Source organism: Massilia sp. DJPM01, from assembly GCF_030348125.1.
In the GTDB taxonomy this organism is placed as follows: Bacteria; Pseudomonadota; Gammaproteobacteria; order Burkholderiales; family Burkholderiaceae_D; genus Telluria_A; species Telluria_A frigida.
Genome location: NZ_JAQOZV010000008.1, coordinates 103950 through 122665 on the forward strand (window position 1 = coordinate 103950; position 18716 = coordinate 122665).

Here is an 18716-nt window from a genome sequence, read left to right on the forward strand (position 1 = left end):
TGATTTGAACACGTTTTCTCCTGGACTGCATGATGATAGTTGCTCTGATGACTGGCTCAATGAGCCCGCGCCAAGTCGGCATTGCGGTACGACCTTCGAGCATCATAGCGCCGGGGCCTTAGCGCACAATTAGCAAGAAATTGTCCGAAAAAATCAATTCAACCTTATGGCCGCGCCGAGCGGCGCCCGCTGCCCAGCCAGGAGCGCACGCGGTTGGCATCGGCAGCACGCGAAAATTTCCCTTGAGCGTCAAGGAAGACCATCACCACCGGCCGCCCCTTGAGGTTTGCGTGCAGCACCATGCAGCGTCCCGCTTCTGCTATGTATCCGGTCTTCTGCAAGCCTATGTGCCAGCGCGCATTGGCGATAAGCCGGTTCGAATTGCGATACGGCGTCCTGCGACTGCCCTGCGCAATGGTGTGCCCGGGGTCGGTCGAATAGCGCCGGATCAGCGCATGCTTGTGCGCTGCGAGAACCAGTTTTGCCAGGTCCTCCGGCGACGACACGTTCGCGCTTGACAGCCCGGTCGGTTCGAAGAAACGCGAACTCGTCATCCCCAAAGCCTGCGCTCTTGCATTCATCGCCGCGACGAAGTGGAGCACGCCGCCCGGGAAGCTGCGTCCCAAAGCCGAGGCTGCGCGATTTTCCGAGCTCATCAAGGCAATATGCAACATGGCGGAGCGGCTCAGCCTGGTACCAACCTTGAGCCGGGAAGACGAATACTTGAGGCGGTCGACGTCGGCGTCGGTCACTGTCAGCAATTGCTCCATGTCTTGACGCGCTTCTACGACGACCAGTGCCGTCATGAGCTTCGTCAGCGATGCGATTGGCATCACGGCGGCGGAATTTTTCTCGAATAGTGTTTCACGCGATACGGGATCGAGTATCAGCACCGCGTTCGAGCGCAGTGCTGCAGCCAGGATGGCCCTTGCCGGCCTGCGCGCATGCGCCTGTTTGACACTTTGTTCCCTGGAACGCCTGGCACGCCGGCCGGACCGGTCGTTGCGCACGCCGCCGACTGCACAGGCAGGCTTGGCGCGCTGGCGATCGACGCTCAATGGCGGCATTGCTCCGGGCGCCATTGCATGCGCCATGACAGGTCGTCCAGCTCCGGACCGAGCGCCAGGCGCCATGGCGAGCGCCGCCATGGCCAACAGAATTAAACAAGAGAAACGAGGCGTACTCACGCGTAGTGCCCAGCCTGCGCTGCGAGCGCAGTCGAACCTACGGCAACGGCCTGCCCCGGCCCGTCGCCGCCAAATTGGACCAGCGCGCGCAGTCCCGAGTTGGGAGGATCGGCGTCACAAAGCACGATACTGGCGCCCATTCCCGTGGCAACTGTGCGGATAATCGCAAGGCCGAGTCCCGAACCGATTTCGCCGTTGCCGAGCACCCGATAAAACGGATCGAACACCCTTTCCCGCTCGTGCGCCGGGATGCCAGGACCGGTGTCGTCTACTTGGAGGATGACCGATCCGTTGATCTGCTGAACGGTAATGTCGACCCGCCCGCCATCGGGCGTGTAGCGGATGGCGTTGTCGACCAGGTTCTTGATCAGCACCTTCAGGTCGACCAGTCGCGCCTTGACGCGGGCGTCGACATCGCCGACGACACCGAGGTCGATGTCTTTCTCCTCCGCCAAAGGAACCAGGTCTTCCAGCACTTCACGAATCACCTGGTCCAGCGACACACTGCCCTTTTCAACGACACTGGGTCCCTGAATTCGCGCCAGCATCAAGAGTTGGTCGAGCAATATCCGCGTACGCCGCAGTCCTGCAATCAGGGCGCCCAAGCGCGCTCGCGCCTCCTCCGGCATCGCGGTGGCGCCGAGCCGCTCGGCTTGCAGCGACATGGCGGTCAAGGGCGAACGCAATTCATGGGCGGCGTCGGCAATGAACCTGCGTTGCGATGCCATAGAACGGCCCATCCTGGAAAGAAGTTCGTTGATTTCCACCACAAACGGCCACACTTCCGATGGCAGTCCGGACTTGTTCAACTGTCCCAGGTCGTGTTCCGGACGGCGCCCCAGCTCGGCCGACAGCGCCTTGAGCGGCTTGAACATCTGACGTACCAGCACCGTCACAAGCAGTACCAGTACCGGGACCAGGAACAAGATGGGCATCAGCGTGCGTACCGCATTGGCGCGCGCCGCCACGTCGCGCACGGCGGTTTGCTGGCCAACCGCGACCCGCACACCCTTGGCATTGCTCTTGACGAAAACGCGCCATTGTTCCTTGCCGACAAATACCGTCTGCAGCTCATCCTTGAGCAGGTTGGAGAAAACCGGTGGGCGCGCTGGTACCGGCGCCGGCTTGCCGTTGTCCGTTTGCAGGAAGCGGACCACCACGCGCGCATCGAAATCGTCGTCTCCCTTGCGCTCGCGCGCCAGCGGCGACGACGGAACCGCATCGAGCCGGCTAATCAGGTAGGCCGTTTGGCCCAGCTGGCTGTCCTGCATGGCGTGCGCGTCATCCGTGGCCGACGCGAACGAGAATACCCCGGCCGCGGCGGCGACGATCACGATGGCGATCGACAGCCACAACGACAGCTTGAATCGCAGCGAGGACGCTACTGCTCCTTCGAGACCATCCATCCCACCCCCCTCACATTTTTGATGATGTCGCTGCCCAATTTCTTTCGCAGCGAATGGATCAGAAATTCGACCGCGTTGCTTTCCACCTCCTCGTTCCAGCCGTACAGGCGATTTTCCAGCTCGGAACGCGACAGGATCGCACCAGGGCGCAGCAGCAAGGACTGCAGTAAGGAAAATTCACGCGCGGTCAGTCGTACAGCGACTTCGTCGACAAGGGCTTCGTGGGTGGCAGGGTCCAAGGCGACGAGGCCGTTCGACAGGCACGGACCTGCCGCGCTTTCCTTGCGCCGAGTCAGCGCGCGCATGCGCGCCAGCAGCTCGCTGAGGGCAAATGGCTTGACCAGATAGTCATCGGCCCCGCCGTCGAGCCCCGCGACCCGGTCCTCGGTAGCGTCGCGCGCGGTCAGCACCAGTACCGGCACATTATTCCTGGCGGCACGCATGGCGCGCAGAACCGCCATGCCGTCTGTTCTGGGCAAGCCCAGGTCCAACAGAACCAGCGAGTAGTCGAGCGCCTCCATGCTGGTCAGCGCGGCGTGGCCGTCGCGCACCCAGTCGACAGCATAGCTTGCGTCGCGCAATTCCTGCTGAACGACGCTGCCGATCATCGGGTCGTCCTCAACCAGCAATATCCTCATGCATGCTCTCCTGTGCCGTCATGCTCCGCCTGCGCCGGCCAAGCTGCCGGCTGGTGTTCGAACATCTCGCTGGCCAACCGCGACAAATCATTCATCCCTGATCCGCCATCCATATGCGCCTTCAGCCAGCCAGCCTGTCCGCCGTCACGCATCAGTTCCTCGATTATGCGCCGGGCCTCGCCGAAGCCCGGATCGGTTGAGCGCAATGCCAGCCGTTCCAGATCCTCCAGCACCACCTCCCTGACCGGGCGCGCAAGGCCGCTACCCGGATCGATCCAGTCCGCGCCAACCCCGTCCTTGGCCGCGTTGAATCGGTTCCACGCATAAACTTCACGCGAGTCGTCCAGCGGCCACTGGCCGGGCGCGGCAAACACCTCGACACATAATTCGCGGGCGTAGCACGCCAGCGCGGCCGCATAGGCGGGCCGCAGCGGCGTGTCGAGCACCCGCAGTTCGACCGTGCCATATTCGGGCTTGGGGCGCACATCCCAATAAAAATCCTTGATGCTGTTGACGATGCCGTGCTGCGCCAGACGCGCGAAGTGCGCCGAAAAGTCGCCCCACGTGCGGATATGGGATGGCATCGTACCGCTCATGGGAAAGGCGCCCACGACATTGCTGCGGGCGCTGCAAAAGCCGGAGTCCTCGCCCTGCCAGCACGGCGAGTTCGCCGACAGGGCAATAAAGAGTGGTGCGCGCTGCGTCAGCCAGGCGCAGATCCGGATCGCTTCGTCGGCGTTCGGCACGCCGATGTGCACGTGCATGCCAAATACCGTAAACATCTTTGCCAGGTAGCCGTATTTCTTTGCCGACTCGCGATAGCGCTCTTTGGGATAGATGCGCTGCTCGTTCCATTTCTGGAATGGGTGCGCTCCCCCGCCGCAGATTGCCGCCCCGACCTGGAATGCCGCGCGCTGGACGCTCGATCGTATCTCCTCGATCTCGGCGGCGGCCGGGCCGTAGCCGTCGAGGATGGAACTTGCCACTTCCAGCATGGAAGTGGTGATTTCCGGTGTGGCGACCCATTTCTTGCTTTGCATGTCGAGCAGGCGCAGGATGTCGGGCGCTGCCGGCAGCAAGTCGTAGGTGAGTCTGTCGAGCACCATCAATTCGAGCTCGATGCCCATGGTGCCGAGACGGGATACTGTAAACGGCGGCAAGAATGCCGGTCCTCTGCCGGCAACCGCCTGCGTCTGCGCTTGTTCCGGGGTGAGCTCAGCCATGTTCCTCTCCTTCGTGTGTCTCATCCGCAAGCTTCAGTCCATACCACGTGAGGCCGGGCCCGATCAGCACGTTCAGCGCCAATAGTGCCGCCATGATGTTGGCCCCCATCACGCTCATGTAAGATGCTCCGGTCAAGGAATTGTCCACCACCAGCGAACCGAAACCGACCAGTGAACAGAGCGAGAGTGCGATCGCGTGCTTTTTCTCCCGGCTCCACGCTTCGCTGCGCATCAACGCCAGGCGGGTCAAGCCGACGCGCGCGCCGAATATCAGCAGCGCCGCCAGCAAAGGTGTCCATTGAAACAGCTGCTGTATCTGCACCAGCGCGGCCGACAGCATGAACAGCAGCGCGTAGCCGATGTCCTGGGCGGTCTTGATTTGAGCCTGGAAGACATTCTCGCGCGTCTCCGCATTGCGCAGTAGCAGCCCCATCAACAGAAGCGACAACAGCGCGCTCGATGAGGTCACCGAGCACAGGCCGAGATCCATCATCAAGGCCGCCAGCAAAATGCCCGGCCTGAGCCCGGCCTGAGCCTTCGAAATACGTGTCGCCAACGCATACAAGCCATAGCAGGCTACGGCAATGGCTGCGCCGAGCGCGAGTTTGCTTGCCTGGCGCAGTAATTCGCCGTCGAAGGCCGCCTCGGCATTCGCGCTATGGCTGCGCATCCATGCCAGCGACACCGCCAGCGCAAGCAGCGCAACCAGGTTGCTGATGCCTACCGTATTCGCGCCAGCGTAAGTCGCCACGCCGCTGGCATTGGAATCGGACACCATCGAGGTGAACACGACAGGATTGACGGCAACGAGGATGGCGGCGATGAAGCCGGCCTCGCCCCGGCCCAGGCCGAAGGCCAGCAAGATGGCCCATGCACCAAGGCCGCGCAATACGCAGCCAAGTAACAGCGCCGCGCCCTGCTGCCTGCTGCGCCAGAGCCACGCAAGGTCCATCTTGCGCCCGACCTCGAACAACACCAGCGCCGAGGCGGCATTGAACAATTCCTGAAACTGGCTCACCAGGGCGCCATCGATCATGCCGAAACCGCTCACGCCGAGGATCAGTCCGGCAATCACCGCGCCATACAGCTTGGGCCAGCCGTGGACCTGCATCAGCACGCCTATCACTTGCGACAACAGCAGCCCGGCGCCGATCACGGCCAGCGGCGAGAGCAGCCACACGGGCAGTTCGGCGGCCTCGTCAATCATGCTTGTCCGTCCAGCGTACTGCCAGCCCCATCAGTTCACCTTGCACAACTTGCCGCGCCCGCTCGACCACAGCCTGGTCGGGCTGACTTCCCGGCGCCACCGGCACCGCTGTTGTGATGCGCAGCCGGACCAGCGGGCCATCAGCCCTGGTCGGTATCCATAGCTGGCCCTTGAGAACCGCGCCCTCAAGCCACAGCGCATAGAATTTAGCGCCGCCACCCGCCTGCGGCGCCGTCGGCACCAGGCTGAAGGTCGACAGCCACATCGCCTTGGGATAGCGCCGCGCCAGCTGCAGCTGCATCGCCGCGCGTTGCTCCAAGCGGCTGTCGTCGACGGCGTACGGCAGTTGCATCAGGGGCAGTCCCAGACCGGCAGCATCCACCGCAAGGCACAGTCCGCCGGCTTTCCATTGCCACGTATGGCTGCCCGCTTCGCCGACGCGCGTACCGAGATTGGCCTCGAGCAACGCGCGCAGCGTGCGCGCCTCCTGCGGGCCGTAGGGCGGTTCCGGCGCCTGCCGAAGCTGCGCGGCGCGCGCGACCAGCAGTTGCCAGCGCCCCTCCTGCCAGCGGCGGGTCGCGGCGCGTGTGGACGGGCTCCAGCGCCATTCTGTCGCATTCCATTCCCCGTTCGCCAGGCGCCGGAGAATGACGATGCGCTTTTCCGCAGCGCCGTCGTCAACGAGACTGTGCGCCGACCAGGCAGTGCGCCAAGCCGGAGGCGCGCTGGACAAGGCGGCACCGCCGGTGCGCGCCCATACCCACCAGTGCGCTTGCGCACTGACACAAGAAGCTGCCGTCAAGCCGCCTTGCCCGCTCCAACTGCGCATGCGCAAACGGTTTTGCCAGGCGCATTCGGCCTGGCCGCCGCTCCACCCGGTGCGGGGTGTGTCGTTTGCTTGCTGATCCGGGCAGATCCAGGGCCGTTGCTGCGCCAGCAAGGAAAAATTTTCAGTGACATCGATTGTCTCCGCGCGGCGCGGCGCTTTCGGTGCCGCATCGGCCGCGGCCGGCCAGGTGGCGAACAGCAAGCACATGCATAGGTACCCGAACGTAGGTCCCGTGCCGGCAGCACGGAGTGATTGAATCAAAGTGGCTCCTCGCTTCATTGTGAATGTAACCGCGCACGACGCTCGTCAGGACGACAGGGCTCGATAATGGTAGCGGGAAACACTTAGCGAACACTTAGCGAACATGCCCGTAAAAACTTTATTCCCGAAAGTATTGCGTACCGCATGGTCAGGAGTACGATTGCGTAGGCGCAAACTCATTCAGGCTATACAATTATCACTCACAAACATAAAGCAGCGGGCGGCCTCACCGTCCCGACCATAGCAGCGATGCCAAAAAAGGAAATTCCGCCCGAGGTGCGCCGCTTCATCTTGACGAGCATCCCTTCAGTGCCGCATATCGAAGCGCTGATACTGATGCGTGCGACCGCACCGGCGCGCTGGACGCCGCTTGACCTGGCGCAGCGTCTGTATGTGCCCCCAGCGGTGGTACACGGCGTGCTGACAGACCTGTGCGGTTCGGGGATGCTTCAGTGTGACGATTCCACGTCGACATATTACTTCAACGAGCAACCCAACGAACTATGCGCTGTCATCGCTCGTCTGGCGCTCTTGTATTCAACAAATTTGGTGGAGATCACATTGCTTATTCACTCGAAGTTGGACCGAAAAGCACAACAATTCGCCGATGCTTTCAACTTCCGAAAGGAGACGTAGCGTGTCAGCAGCGATTTATATCTTGTGTGCATTAACATCCCTCGCCTGCGCATGGCTTCTGTTGAACCGCTATTGGAATAGCGGGCATCGCCTGCTATTCTGGAGCGGCCTGTGCTTTGCGGTACTGACCGTGAATAATTTGCTGCTGGTGTTCGACAAGCTTGTTTTTCCCGACATCGATCTCTTGCCATATCGCGATGCCAGCGCGCTGGCCGCTGTTTTGTTGCTGCTGTATGGCCTGATTTACGAAAAGGAATAAATCATATGAACGGGATGATATCTGGCGCGATAGCAATGGCCTCTTTGGTCATTGCGCTCTTTTTCTTGCGCTTCTGGCGCAGCAGCAGGGATCGGTTTTTCCTTTACTTCGCCCTGTCCTTCCTGGTTCAAGCCGGCCACCGCGTGTACGCTGCGTTTCCCGTCATCGCCGGCATTGATGAGAACAATCCACTGCATTATTCATTTCGCCTGCTGGCGTACGCCCTGATACTTTGGGCTGTACTGGAAAAAAACTGGCCGCGGCGCAAACGCCCGGGGGATACGCCGTAAGCGTGCCCACCACGAATGCCGATGGAAACGCAGTGCCGCCAGGTCTCGCCCAATTCACTGCCGATATGATGATCGCTTAGCAGGGGATTTCATGGTCCTTTTTATTCCCTCCGCCCCAGGAGGCAATTTTTTTGACCGGCGCCTGTCCTCATCACCATGCCGTCCAGTTCCTTCAGCATCGCCGTGCCGGTCTCGATACGTTTTTTCAGCTAGCGGCGCTTAAGCGGAACAGCCTCGCCCTGCAGCGGTCAAGTAATCTTGCACACATCAATAGGGTTTTGCGCTGCAATTTTTCGTTCGTAGACGGTCGGCGCGGCAGATTGCCCAATGCTGAGTTCAGTCGTTGGCAGTCATAGAAGCTGACGATGTAGTCAGCGACGTCATTGCTCGCCTCGGTGTGGCTGGCATGCTGGCGCTGCCAGACCCGCTCCATTTTGAGGTGTAGGAAGAAGCGCTCGGCAACGGCATTGTCCCGGCAATTGCCTTTCCTGCTCATGCTGCAGACAAAGCCATGCTCGTTCAGCAGTTCTTGATAGAGCTCACTGGCATACTGCTTCCCCGATCCGAATGCACGATCAACCCTGGCGCTGGCCGCCTCTGTTGGATCGCCATGTTCAGGGCGTCACAGACCAGTTTGGCGGGCATGCTCGGCGCCATGGCCCAGCCGACGAGCCGACGCGCGTACAGGTCCAATACGACCGCGGGAAGCGGACTGGGGCCCGATTTGTTACTTGTGTGTCTATTTAAACTATCATTGACATTCAGCCCCGAGAACCCTCGGGGGACACAAGGGAGAAAGTATGTTCAGCCATATCATGCTCGGTTCAAACGACATCGAACGGTCAAAACGGTTTTACGACGCTGTGCTCGGCACGCTCGGGGCGGGCGAACCGCTGCATAACAAGGCGCATTCCGGCCACGTCCGCCTGTTCTACCGCCACGACGGACAAGTCTTTTGCGTCACCGAGCCGATCAACGGCGAAGAAGCGACCTATGCGAACGGCGGCACCATTGCCTTCAAATGCAACTCGCCCGAGCACGTGCAGCAATTTTACGAATCGGCGCTGGCGCATGGCGGCGATGCCTGCGAAGACCCGCCAGGCAAGCGCGAGACCAGCCTGGGACCGATGCACCTGGCCTATGTGCGTGATCCGGACGGCAATAAGATCTGCGCAATTCACCGCACCGAGTAAACTGGCGCGCCGGCCGCTACGGCTCAACCGATATCGAACAGCGATGCGAGCCCGGTGACCACGATCAGCAGCACCATCCACGTCCCGGCCGCCACCAGCGTGGTGTTGTCCGACGGTGGCGGCCCGTAGCGGTTCGGGCCCTTGTCGCCGGGGCGGACCAGCAGAAAGCCGATCAGCAGCAGGTTGATCGGCGGCAGCAGCAAGATCAGGGTCCACCACCCCGGCTGCCCCAGGTCGCGCAGGCGCCGCCGCGTCATCAGCGCCAGCACGGCGGCTACGGCAATCGCCAACACACGGAGCAGCAGCTGCAGCGCGACCGGCCGTTCGGCCAGGCCGAGCCAGTCAATCAGTAGCCACACCGGGGCCACCAGCAGGGTCGACGGCACCGTGGAGTACACCAGGTAACGCAAACGGCCGATGCGCCCGCGCGCGTCGAACCAGGCCGGCGTGCCCATGTCGCCGTGCTCCAGCACCGGTGCGCTGTCCGATCCCGGCGGCGCGTAAGGATTATCCACTCTCGACTCCTGTCTGTTCATGCGCGCATTATCCCGCACGCCGCCCTCATCGCCAGATCGGCGTGAGGTGGGGCGGCGCCGGGATCTCTGGCACGCCGGGCATTGGCACATGGAAGTAGGCGGCGGCAACGAGCGTGCTCCACCGGTACTGCATTCTCAGATAGGTCGGCAAGCACAGCAACATGGCAAGCGGAATCACACAGGCGGCCAGCACCAGTTGCCAGCCGTTGGGCGCCGGCGGCAAGCCGTAGGCATTTTCGCCGGGATTGCCGGCTTCCAGCAGCGGCCACAAGCCCACGACCAGATTGACGAAGGGTACCAAACCCAGCACGCACCACCAGCCGGAATGCCCCATGTCATGCAGGCGCCGGCGCGTCATCACGACCAGCATGCCCAGCAAGGGGATCAGCATCAGCAGCGCCAGCGTGCTCGCCAGTGGGCCGATCGGCAACAGTGCGGCCACCATCAGCACAGCGCCAGCCATCATCGCACTCGTCAACAGCGACACATACACCAGATAGCGCACGCGCCCGATGCGGCCGGTCGTGGCCAGCATGCGCGGCGCATATGTTTGTTCGGCCGCCATGGCCGGGGGCATGTTGGCGGCGGGCGCGGCGTACGGATTCGTCATGGATCATTCCTGTGAAAAAGTTACTACCGCATGAACGGGTAAAAGCTGTACAGCATATAGGCCGGCCATACGCTCCCCAGCAGCAGCGGTACCACCAGCACCACCCCCAGCTTGACCATCACCGTATTCGGCGCGGGCGCCGGGCCACGCTCGTTGGCTGTCTCGCTGCCGGCGACGAACAACAGGTAAAACCAGACAAGAACATTCACTGGCGGCACCAACATCAGCAGGCCCCACCAGCGCGCGTAGTTCATATCATCCAGGCGCCGCAGCGTCGTCACAATCACCAATACCAGCCACAAGAGCGGCAACAGCCTGGCCATCGCCACGGTCGCCACCGGAGCCCTGCCACGCAAGAAGACCAACAAGGCCAGCAGGATGAATACCGCGAACATCGGCAATACCGTATAGACGAGCAGACGCAAACGGCCCAGGCGGCCGCGAAACGCCAGGATGGTCGGCATATAGGTCGCGCCAGGGTCGGTGTCGACGTTCATGTCCGCCGCCGGTGCCGCATATAGATTACTCATGGTCTTCTTCATCCCTCGCATCAACTCAGGCACAGGCTGCTCGCCTGCCCGCTGGCGCAATCCACATCGACCAGGCGCCCGGCCTGGTCGAACACCAGCAGACGCCCGTCGTGGAAGCTGAAAGCCGCCGCACTGTGCTGCGGCAGCACGATGCGCGCGCGCACCACGCCGTCGCTCAGGCTGACGATACGGCAGCACATCGACTTTTCCTCCTCGCCGACCAGTACCAGCCATTGACCATCGATCAGTACCTTGGACGGCGCGTTCGGTCCCAGCGCGACCGGCGGCAGCGCCGGCGCGCCGTGCTGCCTCACCAGGATGTGCCCGAGAACCCAGTCGATGGTCACCACGTACGGCGCCGCGCCCGAGGGGCCGGGAAGGAAGCGCATATCCTCGATCCAGGCCTGATCGCCACCGGCGATATCGCTCCACCAGTCGCGCTGGCGCAACTGCCGGCCCGGCTGCTCGTACGACCATTGCTCCAGCCCGTCCGCCACGCGCAGCAGGATCGTGAGCGTGCTGGCCCGGTCGGCATAGCCGGCGATCACCCCGGGCAGGTCCGCCACCTGCCACACGATGCTGTGGTGCTGCGCGGTGGTGTCGAGCACCGCCAGGCGCCGCTCCATGGCCACGTTCCAGGATACGCCATCGTACTGGCCCGACCAGTGCTGCAACTCCAGCGTCAGCCAGTCCGACACGCTGCCGCTGATCAGGTCGAGCCGGCTGACGCGGTACTTGCGGTCGCGCTTGACCAGCGCCAGCGCACGCTTGCCGTTGTGCGAGATCACCAGATGCCCGGCCGGCACCGGATAATGGGCCAGCTGGCGGCCATCGCGCCCGACCCGCACCACGCCGCTTTCGCCCAGCGCCAGCAGGTACTGGCCATCTGGCAGGGCGCGCGCGTGCTGGATCGGCATCAGGCCGCGTTCGTCCATGCTCAGGACCAGCGGCTCGCGGCGCGCGTCGAGCGGCGTCACGTCGATGTCCGACTTGGTCGAAAACAGCGGCAGGTCGGCGCTGAGCACCGCGCTGCCGGCCAGCTCGGCCAGCTGGACCAGCGCCTTCTTGTCGAGCCGGCTCAAGCCTTCCATCCGTTCCGGCAGCACCTTGCGCAGGAGCGCAGCGGCGACCCGTTTGGAGGACGCCGACGCCGGCGCGGTGTCCAGCAGCGCCACCGCCAGGCGCGCGCGCAGTTGCACGCCGTCGTCGCCGGGCGCGGTCAGCACCGTGTTGATGGCCGCCGCGCTGCTGCGCAGCGTGCCCGGCATCAGTGCCAGTTTGCGCGCCAGCGCCTGCATGCCCAGGGTGCCGCCGCTGCGTTCGGCCTGCACCAGGCAGGCCAGCGCCAGCGAGTGATGCTGCGGCAAGGGCCAGATGGCGTCGATCGCCTCGGCCAGGTCGCCGCGCGCGGCCAGGTACTCGGCCCAGTGGCGCCGCAGCGGCGCCGCGTGCTCGCTGTTGCGGCTCTCCAGCAGGCGCACGGCGGCGTCGAAGTCGTTGTGCAGGCGCGCCACCTGGACCGCGCGTTCGATGTCGCCGGCCAGCACCCACAGGCGCACCGCCACCGCCGGCGCCAGTTCCACGGTGGCCGCCAGTTGCGCCGCCTGCAGATAGCGCTCCTTCTTTTCCAGGTAGGTCACCGCTTCCAGGCCGCATTGCAGCAGCTCGGCCAGCACATACACGGCTTCGTCGATGCGGCCCTCGCGGTCGAGCTGCTCGAAGCTGCGCCGGTAGGTTGCGCGCAGTTGCGCCGACAGGTCGCTATCCAGGCCGATCGCGGGCGCAGCCGGGCTGGGACCGCTGATGGTCAGGCTGGTGCGCGGACGCGGCGTGCCCAGCGCCGGGCGCGCCGACCCGCCGCCAATGGCGTCGATCGGCACCGCATGGCGCAGTGCTTGCGCCAGGTCGCCATTGGCAAACATGTCGAGCATGTTTTGCAGATAATCGGCCTGGCGCCTGCCCAGCAGCTTGGACAGGCGGGTCGCCGACGCCAGCCGCAACGCCCAGTCGGACAGCAGGCGCGCCAGCGGTCCGGCCGGGGCCGGGGTCGCGCGCCCTGCTTCGCCGCCAGCGCCCTCCGCCGGCTTGGGGCCGAACCAGCGTGCCAGCAAGCCGATCACACCAGCGGCGATGGCGACGCCGAGCGGAGCGCTACGCTCGCGCCGGGCACCGTGCATCGGGTGTGCGGCCTCGCGCTCGAACGCGATGCTCTCGGCGCTGCGCTCCGGCATGGCCGCGCCCAGCACTTCGTGCAGCGACATCGGCTGCGCCATGGCCTCCGGGGCCAGCGCGCGCGGCAGCGCCAGCGGCACCCGTAGCGCAACCGATCCCAGCGCAAGCCATGGCGCCGGATCGACGCGTGCGTCCGGCGCGGCCGCCTGCGCCACGCCGGCGCGCACCAGCCAGTAAGCGCCGGCCGGCAACGCGGCCAGTTCGGCCTCGGTCAGGGGCGCGCTGCTGAGCACGTCGCCGACCTGGCACAAGGCCAGCGCGTCGAGTGCGTCCACGTTCTGCCAGCGCGGCGCCGGCCACGCCAGCAGGAAGCCGCCGCATGCCTGGAACAGTTGCGAGCCGGCCTGCCAGTGCGCCAGCACGCGCCGGCGCGCCTCGATTTCGCCCAGCAGGGCCAGGTCGAACCATAGCGCGCGCACTTCGCGGCGGCCGCTGAACAGGGGTTGGCGAATTTCAATGTGCATCGGGAACTCCATCGGGTATGACGTGCAGCAGCGCTTGTTCTTCGTGCAGATGGCGCACGAACAGCTCGTGCGTGCCGCTCAATATCCAGCAAAAGCGGTCGCTGGCCGGGTCCAGCGTGACTTGGGCAATCGGCGCCGTGGTCGTCAGCACCACCCGGCGCTGCGTTTCGCCACGCAGCTCCACGCAACGCCGGCTCGGATCGAGCACCAGCAGCGCCAGTTCCGCCCAATCGGCCGGCTCGCTGCGGGTGACGCCGATCACCGTGGCGCCATCATCGATCTCGACATTGCATTGCTCTTTCCCTTGCCCCAGCAGCCACGATGTGTCTTTGATCGAAGCAGCGATCCGCCACGACCGGGGCTCCGTGCCGGCGCTGGTATCACCGAACAGCACGCGCGTCGACAGCCCTGAAAAAATGAATGCCTCGCGCGGGTTCACAGCGCCGTCGCGATAGCACTCCAACCTCGTACAACTGTCTTCAATGCGTGCCCATACCAGCTTGTCGCGGGTCTGGACAACCCCAACCACGCCAGTGGCAATCACCTCGAAGACGGTATTGGCATCGGCCGTACTGACCGCGCTCCAGCACACCAGCCGCCCCCCCGCATCGAGGACAAAAATCCGCCCGCCAGTGTCGTGCGTGTTGATATGGAACGTCGGCAGCCGCTGCCCCGTTCCACGCGGCGCCGTAAATTGTTCAGGTGGCGGAAGCGGGCATTCGCGCGCGTGAAAAGCACCGTAAAACTGGTTGAACCACACCCTATTTTTAGAGCAAGAAACAGTTCCACCCAAGGCGGTCAGGCCGATCACGGTTCCCTTTTTTGGGGCACGTTGCCGACTTGAAGCGACAAGCCCCTCGCGCGCGGCATCGGGCACCTGAAAATACAGACAGCCGCCATCGGCGCGGGCCGTGACGACGCTGTGAGCGCCCAGCGAAAAAACAGGCGCATGCTTGAGCGAGGGCGTATCGCGTCCGCCCATGCGGTCGCGAACTTTATCGATCCGCGCGCTGGATGGATGGCGCAGCAGGCGCACCGCGCTGGCCGGATCGGGCAAGTCCAGCATCAGCCGGCGCGCCGTGCCCTGCTGCGTGATGGTCACCTCAAGACGCTCGTCGAGCAGCGGCTGTTCGATGCTGGCGCGCGCCGTCATCCGGTGCAGCAGCCCCGCATCCGGCCCGTCCACCTGCCACACGTCGGCCAGCAGGTCGACCTGGGCCAGGTAGCGATTCCAGCCATCGCGCTCGGCGCTGCCGACCCGCGTCACGGTGCGCGCCTTCATCAGGCGCTCCAGCGCGTGCAGGCCGCAATCGGCATGCAGCGGCCCGGGTGTCTGCAAGATCCCCCACTCGAAGCTGGCGCCGTCGAGCTGCGCGCGCCGCGCGAGCAGGATGAACAGCGCCATCTGCACCAGGCGCGGTTCGCCCAGCTGCTCCGGGCCGGCGTCGAACAGCGCCACGCACACGCGCGCGCGGCGCTGCACTTGCGGCTCGGGCGCCGAAAACAGCAGTTCGTTGGCGGCCGCGCGGCGGATGAATTCGTCCGGCGCGGCGTCGAACACCGCCCATTCGCTCAATAGCAGGCGCTCGTAGGGGCCGCGCCGCGCAATGCTGCCCACGCCCACGGCGATATCGTCGTCGCTGGCCGCCACGCCCGCCATGCGGCCCACCAAAGGCTGGAGGCGCAGCAGCATCTCACCGAGCGGCGCGACCAGGTCGAACGGCAGCAATGCCAGCCACGCGCTCCACGGTGCCAGTTGCGGCGGCAGCATCATGCGGCACCCCGCTGCGGCACGGATGCCACGTGCAGCAGGAGAGCGCTGCCGTGCAGTGCGCGCACGCTCAATTCGCGGCTGTCGGTCAGCCAGCACAGGCGCTCGCCTGCCGGATCGAGCACCAGTTGGGCGATCGGCTGTGCGGATTGCAGGACCACGCGGTTTTCGGTTGCGCTACGCAGTTCCACCGTGCGGCGGTCGGCGCTGAGGACCAGCAGGGCCGGCGCCAGCGCGATGCGCGCCACGCCCATGGCTGTGGCCCCATCGCCGATCATCAGCGGGATCGTCACCTTGAAATTGTCGTCGACCAGCAGCCAGTGCTGGTCGCTGCGCTGCAAGGCACACAGCCAGCTGGCATGCTGCCGTTTTGGCGCCGGCGCACCGAACAGCACGCGCGTTGCCTCAATCGGGAACTCGGCGATGTCAGTCGGATCTTTGTCCTTGGCGCCGATGGCATGCATCGTGGTGCAATTCGCCTCGCTGGTGGCGTAGAGCAGCGTGCGCTCATACTGCATGGCGCCGACCACCTGATAGTCCACCTGCTGGAAGCGGGGCTCGCTGATGTGCTTGTGCTTCTGGCCATAGACCGCCCAGCACACCAGCTTCCCGGCGACATCGAGCATGAACACGCGCGCACCGGCGCCGGTGGGCGAGTGATCGATCAGGAAAAACGTCGGCAGCCAGCTGCCTGCCTCCGACGGTATCTGGAATTGCTGCGGGGGCGGGCAAGCGACGCTGCGCTGCGCACCGAAACCCCTGCCGGGAAAGCGGTCAAACGTCAGGTAATCGTCCCAGCGTTCGACATGGCCCAGCATGGTATCGACCAGGACAAGGCCCAGCGGCGTGTCGTGGCGACGACGCGGCTTGCCCGGCTGCGCCGCAGCCGATGCCTGCACATGATGCATCACGACGCCCCCTTTTTTCCTGGCTGCGGCGATCCAGGTGCCGGACAGTCCGAACACCGGCGCCTGCGTTAGCGACAAGGTATCGTCGGCGCCGGCGCGCGCCGGCTTCTTTTCGGCCGGAGCAAGATCGAACGGATGGCGCAGCAGGCGCGCGCCGACATCCGGCGCGGGCAGCTCCAGCAGCAGTTCGCGGGTTGCGCGCCGCTGCGTGATGTTCACCTTCAGACCCGCATCGAGCAGCGACGCTTCGATGTTCACGCGCGCGCCGGTGCGTGCCAGCGCGCCGCAGCCGGACGATCCGATCTGCCACACTTCGTCCGTCTCGCCGAGCGAATCGAGGGCCACGTTCCATCTGTCCAGGTGAGCCGCATCCACGCGCGTGAGCGTGCGCGCGTCCAGCCATGGGCGCAGTTTGCGCGGCTCGACATGCAGCGTGACCGGATCTTGCAGTACGCCCCACTGAAAACCGGCACCGCCCTCCCCGGCGCGGCGCGCCAGCAGGATGAACAGCGCCATCTGCACCAGGCGCGGTTCGCCCAGCTGTTCCGGGCCAGCGTCGAACAGCGCCACGCACAGGCGCGCGCGGCGCCGCACCTGCGGCTCGGGCGCCGAAAACAACAATTCGTTAGAGGCCGCGCGGCGGATGAATTCGTCTGGCGCGGTATCAAGCACCGCCCACTCGCTCAGGAGCAGGCGCTGGTACGGCCCGCGCCGCGCGATGCCGCCCGCCCCCACCGGCAAGGTGTCCGGGCTCGGGGCCACGCCCGTCATGCGCCCGACCAGGGGTTGCAGGCGCAGCAGCATCTGGCCGAGCGGCTCGGCCATCTCAAGCGGCACCAGCGCCAGCCATTCGCTCCACGGCGCCAGTTGCGGCGGCAGATTCATTATTCGAGTTCCTGGCCGAGCCACGCCAGGCTGGCGCGGTTGAGCTGAATCGGCTGGCCGATGGGCAGCACCTGTTCAGGCTCGTTCCACAGCAGGAAAGGCAGGCTGGCGCCGCGCGCCGACAGGTTGGCCAGCACCAGGTCGAGCGGCAGTTGCGGCACCACGTCGGTGGGCAGCCACAGCATGCGCTGGAGCGGGTCCGGGGCGCAGTAGCGCGCGCCGTCGACCCAGGGCAGCGCGGCGCCGCGTCCGAGCAGCACCAGCATGTCGCGCGTGGCCACCGCCGTCAGCGCGTCCAGCTGGGCGTCGCTGTACAGGGCCAGGCGTGCCAGCACCTGGCGCATCACCGCGCCCTGCGACACCTGCCCGCCCGGCTCCGGCGCGGCGCCGGGCCGCGCGATCCATCCCAGCGCGTTCATCAGGCCGACTGCACGGCCACCACCAGCTGGGCGCGGCGCGCCGACAGTTCCGGCGGCAGGCTATCCTTGCCGAAGTTGGCGTCGATTTCGCGCAGCAGCGCTTCGGCCTCGCCGCGAAATGTCTCGCCGCGCGCGGCGCCGAGCAGCCGGTCGGCCGTTTCGGCCAGGCGCGCAATGCGGGCCAGCGGCTGCTGCACGGCCGTTTCCACCACCGCCTGCAAGAGCGGATGGCGCGCCTCGGCGAGCAGCTCGCGCAGGGTTTCGCGCGCGCTTTGCTGGCCGGCGGCGCTGGGCACCACGTACACCAGCGGCCACAGGTCGGCGCGGGTGGCGACATGGCGCCCGGCCAGCACGGCGGCCGCCGCGATCAGTTGCTGGGCCTTGACGATGCGCCGGTCGGACAAAGTGACATGCGCCTTGCGCAACTGGCGGATTGCCTGCGCCAGGTCGGCGCGCACCGTGCTCATGTCCACCTTCGGCACCAATGCGTTCAGCTGGTCCAGGGTAGCCATGTCGGCGCGCACGCCAACCTTGTGCTGGCCAACCGCCCAGCCGCCGGCCAGCAAGTCTTCCAGGCGCGCGTCGGGCACGGCGTCGACGAATACGTGCAGCAAAAAGCGGTCGGCGAAGGCGGCCAGGCTGTCGTCGTCCGGCAGCGCATTGGAAGCGCCCACGCACAGGCGCAGCGGACAGGCGATGTCGGTGTGGCCCCGGCGGAACTGGCGCTCGTTGAGCACCCCCAGCAGCGTGTTCAGGATCGCGGTCGAACCTAAAAAAACTTCGTCGAGAAAGGCGATGTCGGCCTCGGGCAGCATGCCGCTGACGTCGGTCTCGACCAGGCCCTCGCGCAGCTTGCCCAGGTTGACCGCGCCGAACAGTTCGGACGGCTCGGTGAAGCGCCCCAGCAGGTATTCGAAATAGCGTCCGCCCAGGCTCTGGGCCACGCGGCGCACCACGGCGCTCTTGGCGGTGCCCGGCGGGCCGATCACCAGCAAGTGTTCCTGCGCCACGGCGGCCAGGATCATCAGTTCGGCCAGGTGTTCGCGGTTGATCAGGCCATCGGCGGCTTCGCGGATGGCGTCGCGCAGGCTGGCTGCGGCGTGCTTGACTGGGGTGCTCATGGACGTGTGGATGGGCGGCTCGTGCACGCGTGGCTGCTGCAGGAACTTTTATTGCCTAGGTTTAAGAGTTGCAATTATACCAAACGACCCAGGACAAGTTTGTTGTTTTAC

18 protein-coding genes and 1 pseudogene are annotated in these 18716 nt (G+C 65.1%); 4 read left to right on the forward strand and 15 right to left on the reverse strand.

Annotated features, from left to right (window positions below):
- Positions 1-164: 164 nt before the first annotated feature.
- The 6 genes from PO883_RS07980 to PO883_RS08005 all read right to left on the reverse strand — a co-directional run bounded on the left by PO883_RS07980 (position 165) and on the right by PO883_RS08005 (position 6691).
- Positions 165-1094 (reverse strand): serine hydrolase, encoded by a 930-nt coding sequence (locus tag PO883_RS07980; protein ID WP_289309274.1) that lies wholly within the window; start codon positions 1092-1094, stop codon positions 165-167.
- Between the two features lie 89 nt (positions 1095-1183).
- Complete coding sequence (locus PO883_RS07985; protein WP_289309275.1) at positions 1184-2593, reverse strand: HAMP domain-containing sensor histidine kinase; 1410 nt, start codon at positions 2591-2593, stop codon at positions 1184-1186.
- A complete protein-coding gene (locus PO883_RS07990; protein WP_289309276.1) occupies positions 2569-3231 on the reverse strand; it encodes a response regulator in 663 nt (220 codons plus the stop codon). The genes PO883_RS07985 and PO883_RS07990 overlap by 25 nt, the downstream gene beginning before the upstream one ends.
- Positions 3228-4454: a YbdK family carboxylate-amine ligase gene (locus PO883_RS07995; RefSeq protein ID WP_289309277.1), complete on the reverse strand. Its 1227-nt coding sequence runs from the start codon at positions 4452-4454 to the stop codon at positions 3228-3230. The genes PO883_RS07990 and PO883_RS07995 overlap by 4 nt, the downstream gene beginning before the upstream one ends.
- Positions 4447-5661 carry a cation:proton antiporter gene (locus PO883_RS08000; RefSeq protein WP_289309278.1) on the reverse strand — a complete coding sequence of 405 codons (1215 nt, stop codon included), beginning with the start codon at positions 5659-5661 and terminating at the stop codon, positions 4447-4449. Before PO883_RS08000 ends, PO883_RS07995 begins: the two co-directional genes overlap by 8 nt.
- Positions 5654-6691: a hypothetical protein gene (locus tag PO883_RS08005; protein ID WP_289309279.1), complete on the reverse strand. Its 1038-nt coding sequence runs from the start codon at positions 6689-6691 to the stop codon at positions 5654-5656. The genes PO883_RS08000 and PO883_RS08005 overlap by 8 nt, the downstream gene beginning before the upstream one ends.
- Positions 6692-7000: 309 nt before the next feature.
- Between PO883_RS08005 and PO883_RS08010 the strand changes: the two genes are divergently transcribed.
- The 3 genes from PO883_RS08010 to PO883_RS08020 are packed head-to-tail and all read left to right on the forward strand — an operon-like array spanning position 7001 to position 7936.
- The gene (locus PO883_RS08010) at positions 7001-7387 is read left to right on the forward strand and encodes a hypothetical protein (RefSeq protein ID WP_289309280.1); all 387 of its coding nucleotides are present in this window, start codon (positions 7001-7003) and stop codon (positions 7385-7387) included.
- Position 7388: 1 nt separating this feature from the next.
- On the forward strand, positions 7389-7646 hold the full coding sequence (locus PO883_RS08015; RefSeq protein ID WP_289309281.1) for a DUF5985 family protein: 258 nt from the start codon (positions 7389-7391) through the stop codon (positions 7644-7646).
- Between the two features lie 5 nt (positions 7647-7651).
- Positions 7652-7936 carry a DUF5985 family protein gene (locus PO883_RS08020; protein ID WP_289309282.1) on the forward strand — a complete coding sequence of 95 codons (285 nt, stop codon included), beginning with the start codon at positions 7652-7654 and terminating at the stop codon, positions 7934-7936.
- Between the two features lie 205 nt (positions 7937-8141).
- On the opposite strand, the pseudogene PO883_RS08025 reads toward PO883_RS08020, so the two are convergent.
- A pseudogene (locus PO883_RS08025) lies at positions 8142-8638 on the reverse strand (IS3 family transposase); the annotation flags it as partial.
- 98 nt (positions 8639-8736) lie between these two features.
- Between PO883_RS08025 and PO883_RS08030 the strand changes: the two are divergent.
- Positions 8737-9129 carry a VOC family protein gene (locus tag PO883_RS08030; RefSeq protein ID WP_167085651.1) on the forward strand — a complete coding sequence of 131 codons (393 nt, stop codon included), beginning with the start codon at positions 8737-8739 and terminating at the stop codon, positions 9127-9129.
- A 23-nt stretch (positions 9130-9152) separates the two neighbouring features.
- Here the strand turns inward: PO883_RS08030 and PO883_RS08035 are convergent, their stop codons facing one another.
- The 8 genes from PO883_RS08035 to PO883_RS08070 are packed head-to-tail and all read right to left on the reverse strand — an operon-like array spanning position 9153 to position 18605.
- Positions 9153-9644 (reverse strand): DUF805 domain-containing protein, encoded by a 492-nt coding sequence (locus PO883_RS08035; protein WP_289309283.1) that lies wholly within the window; start codon positions 9642-9644, stop codon positions 9153-9155.
- 46 nt (positions 9645-9690) lie between these two features.
- Positions 9691-10275: a DUF805 domain-containing protein gene (locus tag PO883_RS08040; protein ID WP_289309284.1), complete on the reverse strand. Its 585-nt coding sequence runs from the start codon at positions 10273-10275 to the stop codon at positions 9691-9693.
- A gap of 23 nt (positions 10276-10298) precedes the next feature.
- Positions 10299-10772 carry a DUF805 domain-containing protein gene (locus PO883_RS08045; RefSeq protein ID WP_289309285.1) on the reverse strand — a complete coding sequence of 158 codons (474 nt, stop codon included), beginning with the start codon at positions 10770-10772 and terminating at the stop codon, positions 10299-10301.
- Positions 10773-10825: 53 nt separating this feature from the next.
- A complete protein-coding gene (locus PO883_RS08050; protein WP_289309286.1) occupies positions 10826-13501 on the reverse strand; it encodes a bpX6 domain-containing protein in 2676 nt (891 codons plus the stop codon).
- Positions 13491-15275 (reverse strand): hypothetical protein, encoded by a 1785-nt coding sequence (locus tag PO883_RS08055; protein ID WP_289309287.1) that lies wholly within the window; start codon positions 15273-15275, stop codon positions 13491-13493. The genes PO883_RS08050 and PO883_RS08055 overlap by 11 nt, the downstream gene beginning before the upstream one ends.
- Positions 15272-17065, reverse strand: coding sequence for a hypothetical protein (locus PO883_RS08060; RefSeq protein ID WP_289309288.1), 1794 nt, complete (start codon positions 17063-17065; stop codon positions 15272-15274). The genes PO883_RS08055 and PO883_RS08060 overlap by 4 nt, the downstream gene beginning before the upstream one ends.
- A complete protein-coding gene (locus PO883_RS08065; RefSeq protein ID WP_289309289.1) occupies positions 17065-17484 on the reverse strand; it encodes a hypothetical protein in 420 nt (139 codons plus the stop codon). The genes PO883_RS08060 and PO883_RS08065 overlap by 1 nt, the downstream gene beginning before the upstream one ends.
- On the reverse strand, positions 17484-18605 hold the full coding sequence (locus PO883_RS08070) for an AAA family ATPase (RefSeq protein WP_289309290.1): 1122 nt from the start codon (positions 18603-18605) through the stop codon (positions 17484-17486). The genes PO883_RS08065 and PO883_RS08070 overlap by 1 nt, the downstream gene beginning before the upstream one ends.
- Positions 18606-18716 lie beyond the last annotated feature (111 nt).

Excerpts from the sequence above, each read along its gene's own strand:
- PO883_RS07980 (WP_289309274.1), bottom strand. The coding sequence starts at position 1,094 with ATGGCGCATGCAATGGCGCCCGGAGCAATGCCGCCATTGAGCGTCGAT.
- PO883_RS07985 (WP_289309275.1), bottom strand. The coding sequence starts at position 2,593 with ATGGATGGTCTCGAAGGAGCAGTAGCGTCCTCGCTGCGATTCAAGCTG.
- PO883_RS07990 (WP_289309276.1), bottom strand. The coding sequence starts at position 3,231 with ATGAGGATATTGCTGGTTGAGGACGACCCGATGATCGGCAGCGTCGTT.
- PO883_RS07995 (WP_289309277.1), bottom strand. The coding sequence starts at position 4,454 with ATGGCTGAGCTCACCCCGGAACAAGCGCAGACGCAGGCGGTTGCCGGC.
- PO883_RS08000 (WP_289309278.1), bottom strand. The coding sequence starts at position 5,661 with ATGATTGACGAGGCCGCCGAACTGCCCGTGTGGCTGCTCTCGCCGCTG.
- PO883_RS08010 (WP_289309280.1), top strand. The coding sequence starts at position 7,001 with ATGCCAAAAAAGGAAATTCCGCCCGAGGTGCGCCGCTTCATCTTGACG.
- PO883_RS08020 (WP_289309282.1), top strand. The coding sequence starts at position 7,652 with ATGAACGGGATGATATCTGGCGCGATAGCAATGGCCTCTTTGGTCATT.
- PO883_RS08030 (WP_167085651.1), top strand. The coding sequence starts at position 8,737 with ATGTTCAGCCATATCATGCTCGGTTCAAACGACATCGAACGGTCAAAA.
- PO883_RS08040 (WP_289309284.1), bottom strand. The coding sequence starts at position 10,275 with ATGACGAATCCGTACGCCGCGCCCGCCGCCAACATGCCCCCGGCCATG.
- PO883_RS08045 (WP_289309285.1), bottom strand. The coding sequence starts at position 10,772 with ATGAACGTCGACACCGACCCTGGCGCGACCTATATGCCGACCATCCTG.
- PO883_RS08050 (WP_289309286.1), bottom strand. The coding sequence starts at position 13,501 with ATGCACATTGAAATTCGCCAACCCCTGTTCAGCGGCCGCCGCGAAGTG.
- PO883_RS08055 (WP_289309287.1), bottom strand. The coding sequence starts at position 15,275 with ATGATGCTGCCGCCGCAACTGGCACCGTGGAGCGCGTGGCTGGCATTG.
- PO883_RS08060 (WP_289309288.1), bottom strand. The coding sequence starts at position 17,065 with ATGAATCTGCCGCCGCAACTGGCGCCGTGGAGCGAATGGCTGGCGCTG.
- PO883_RS08065 (WP_289309289.1), bottom strand. The coding sequence starts at position 17,484 with ATGAACGCGCTGGGATGGATCGCGCGGCCCGGCGCCGCGCCGGAGCCG.
- PO883_RS08070 (WP_289309290.1), bottom strand. The coding sequence starts at position 18,605 with ATGAGCACCCCAGTCAAGCACGCCGCAGCCAGCCTGCGCGACGCCATC.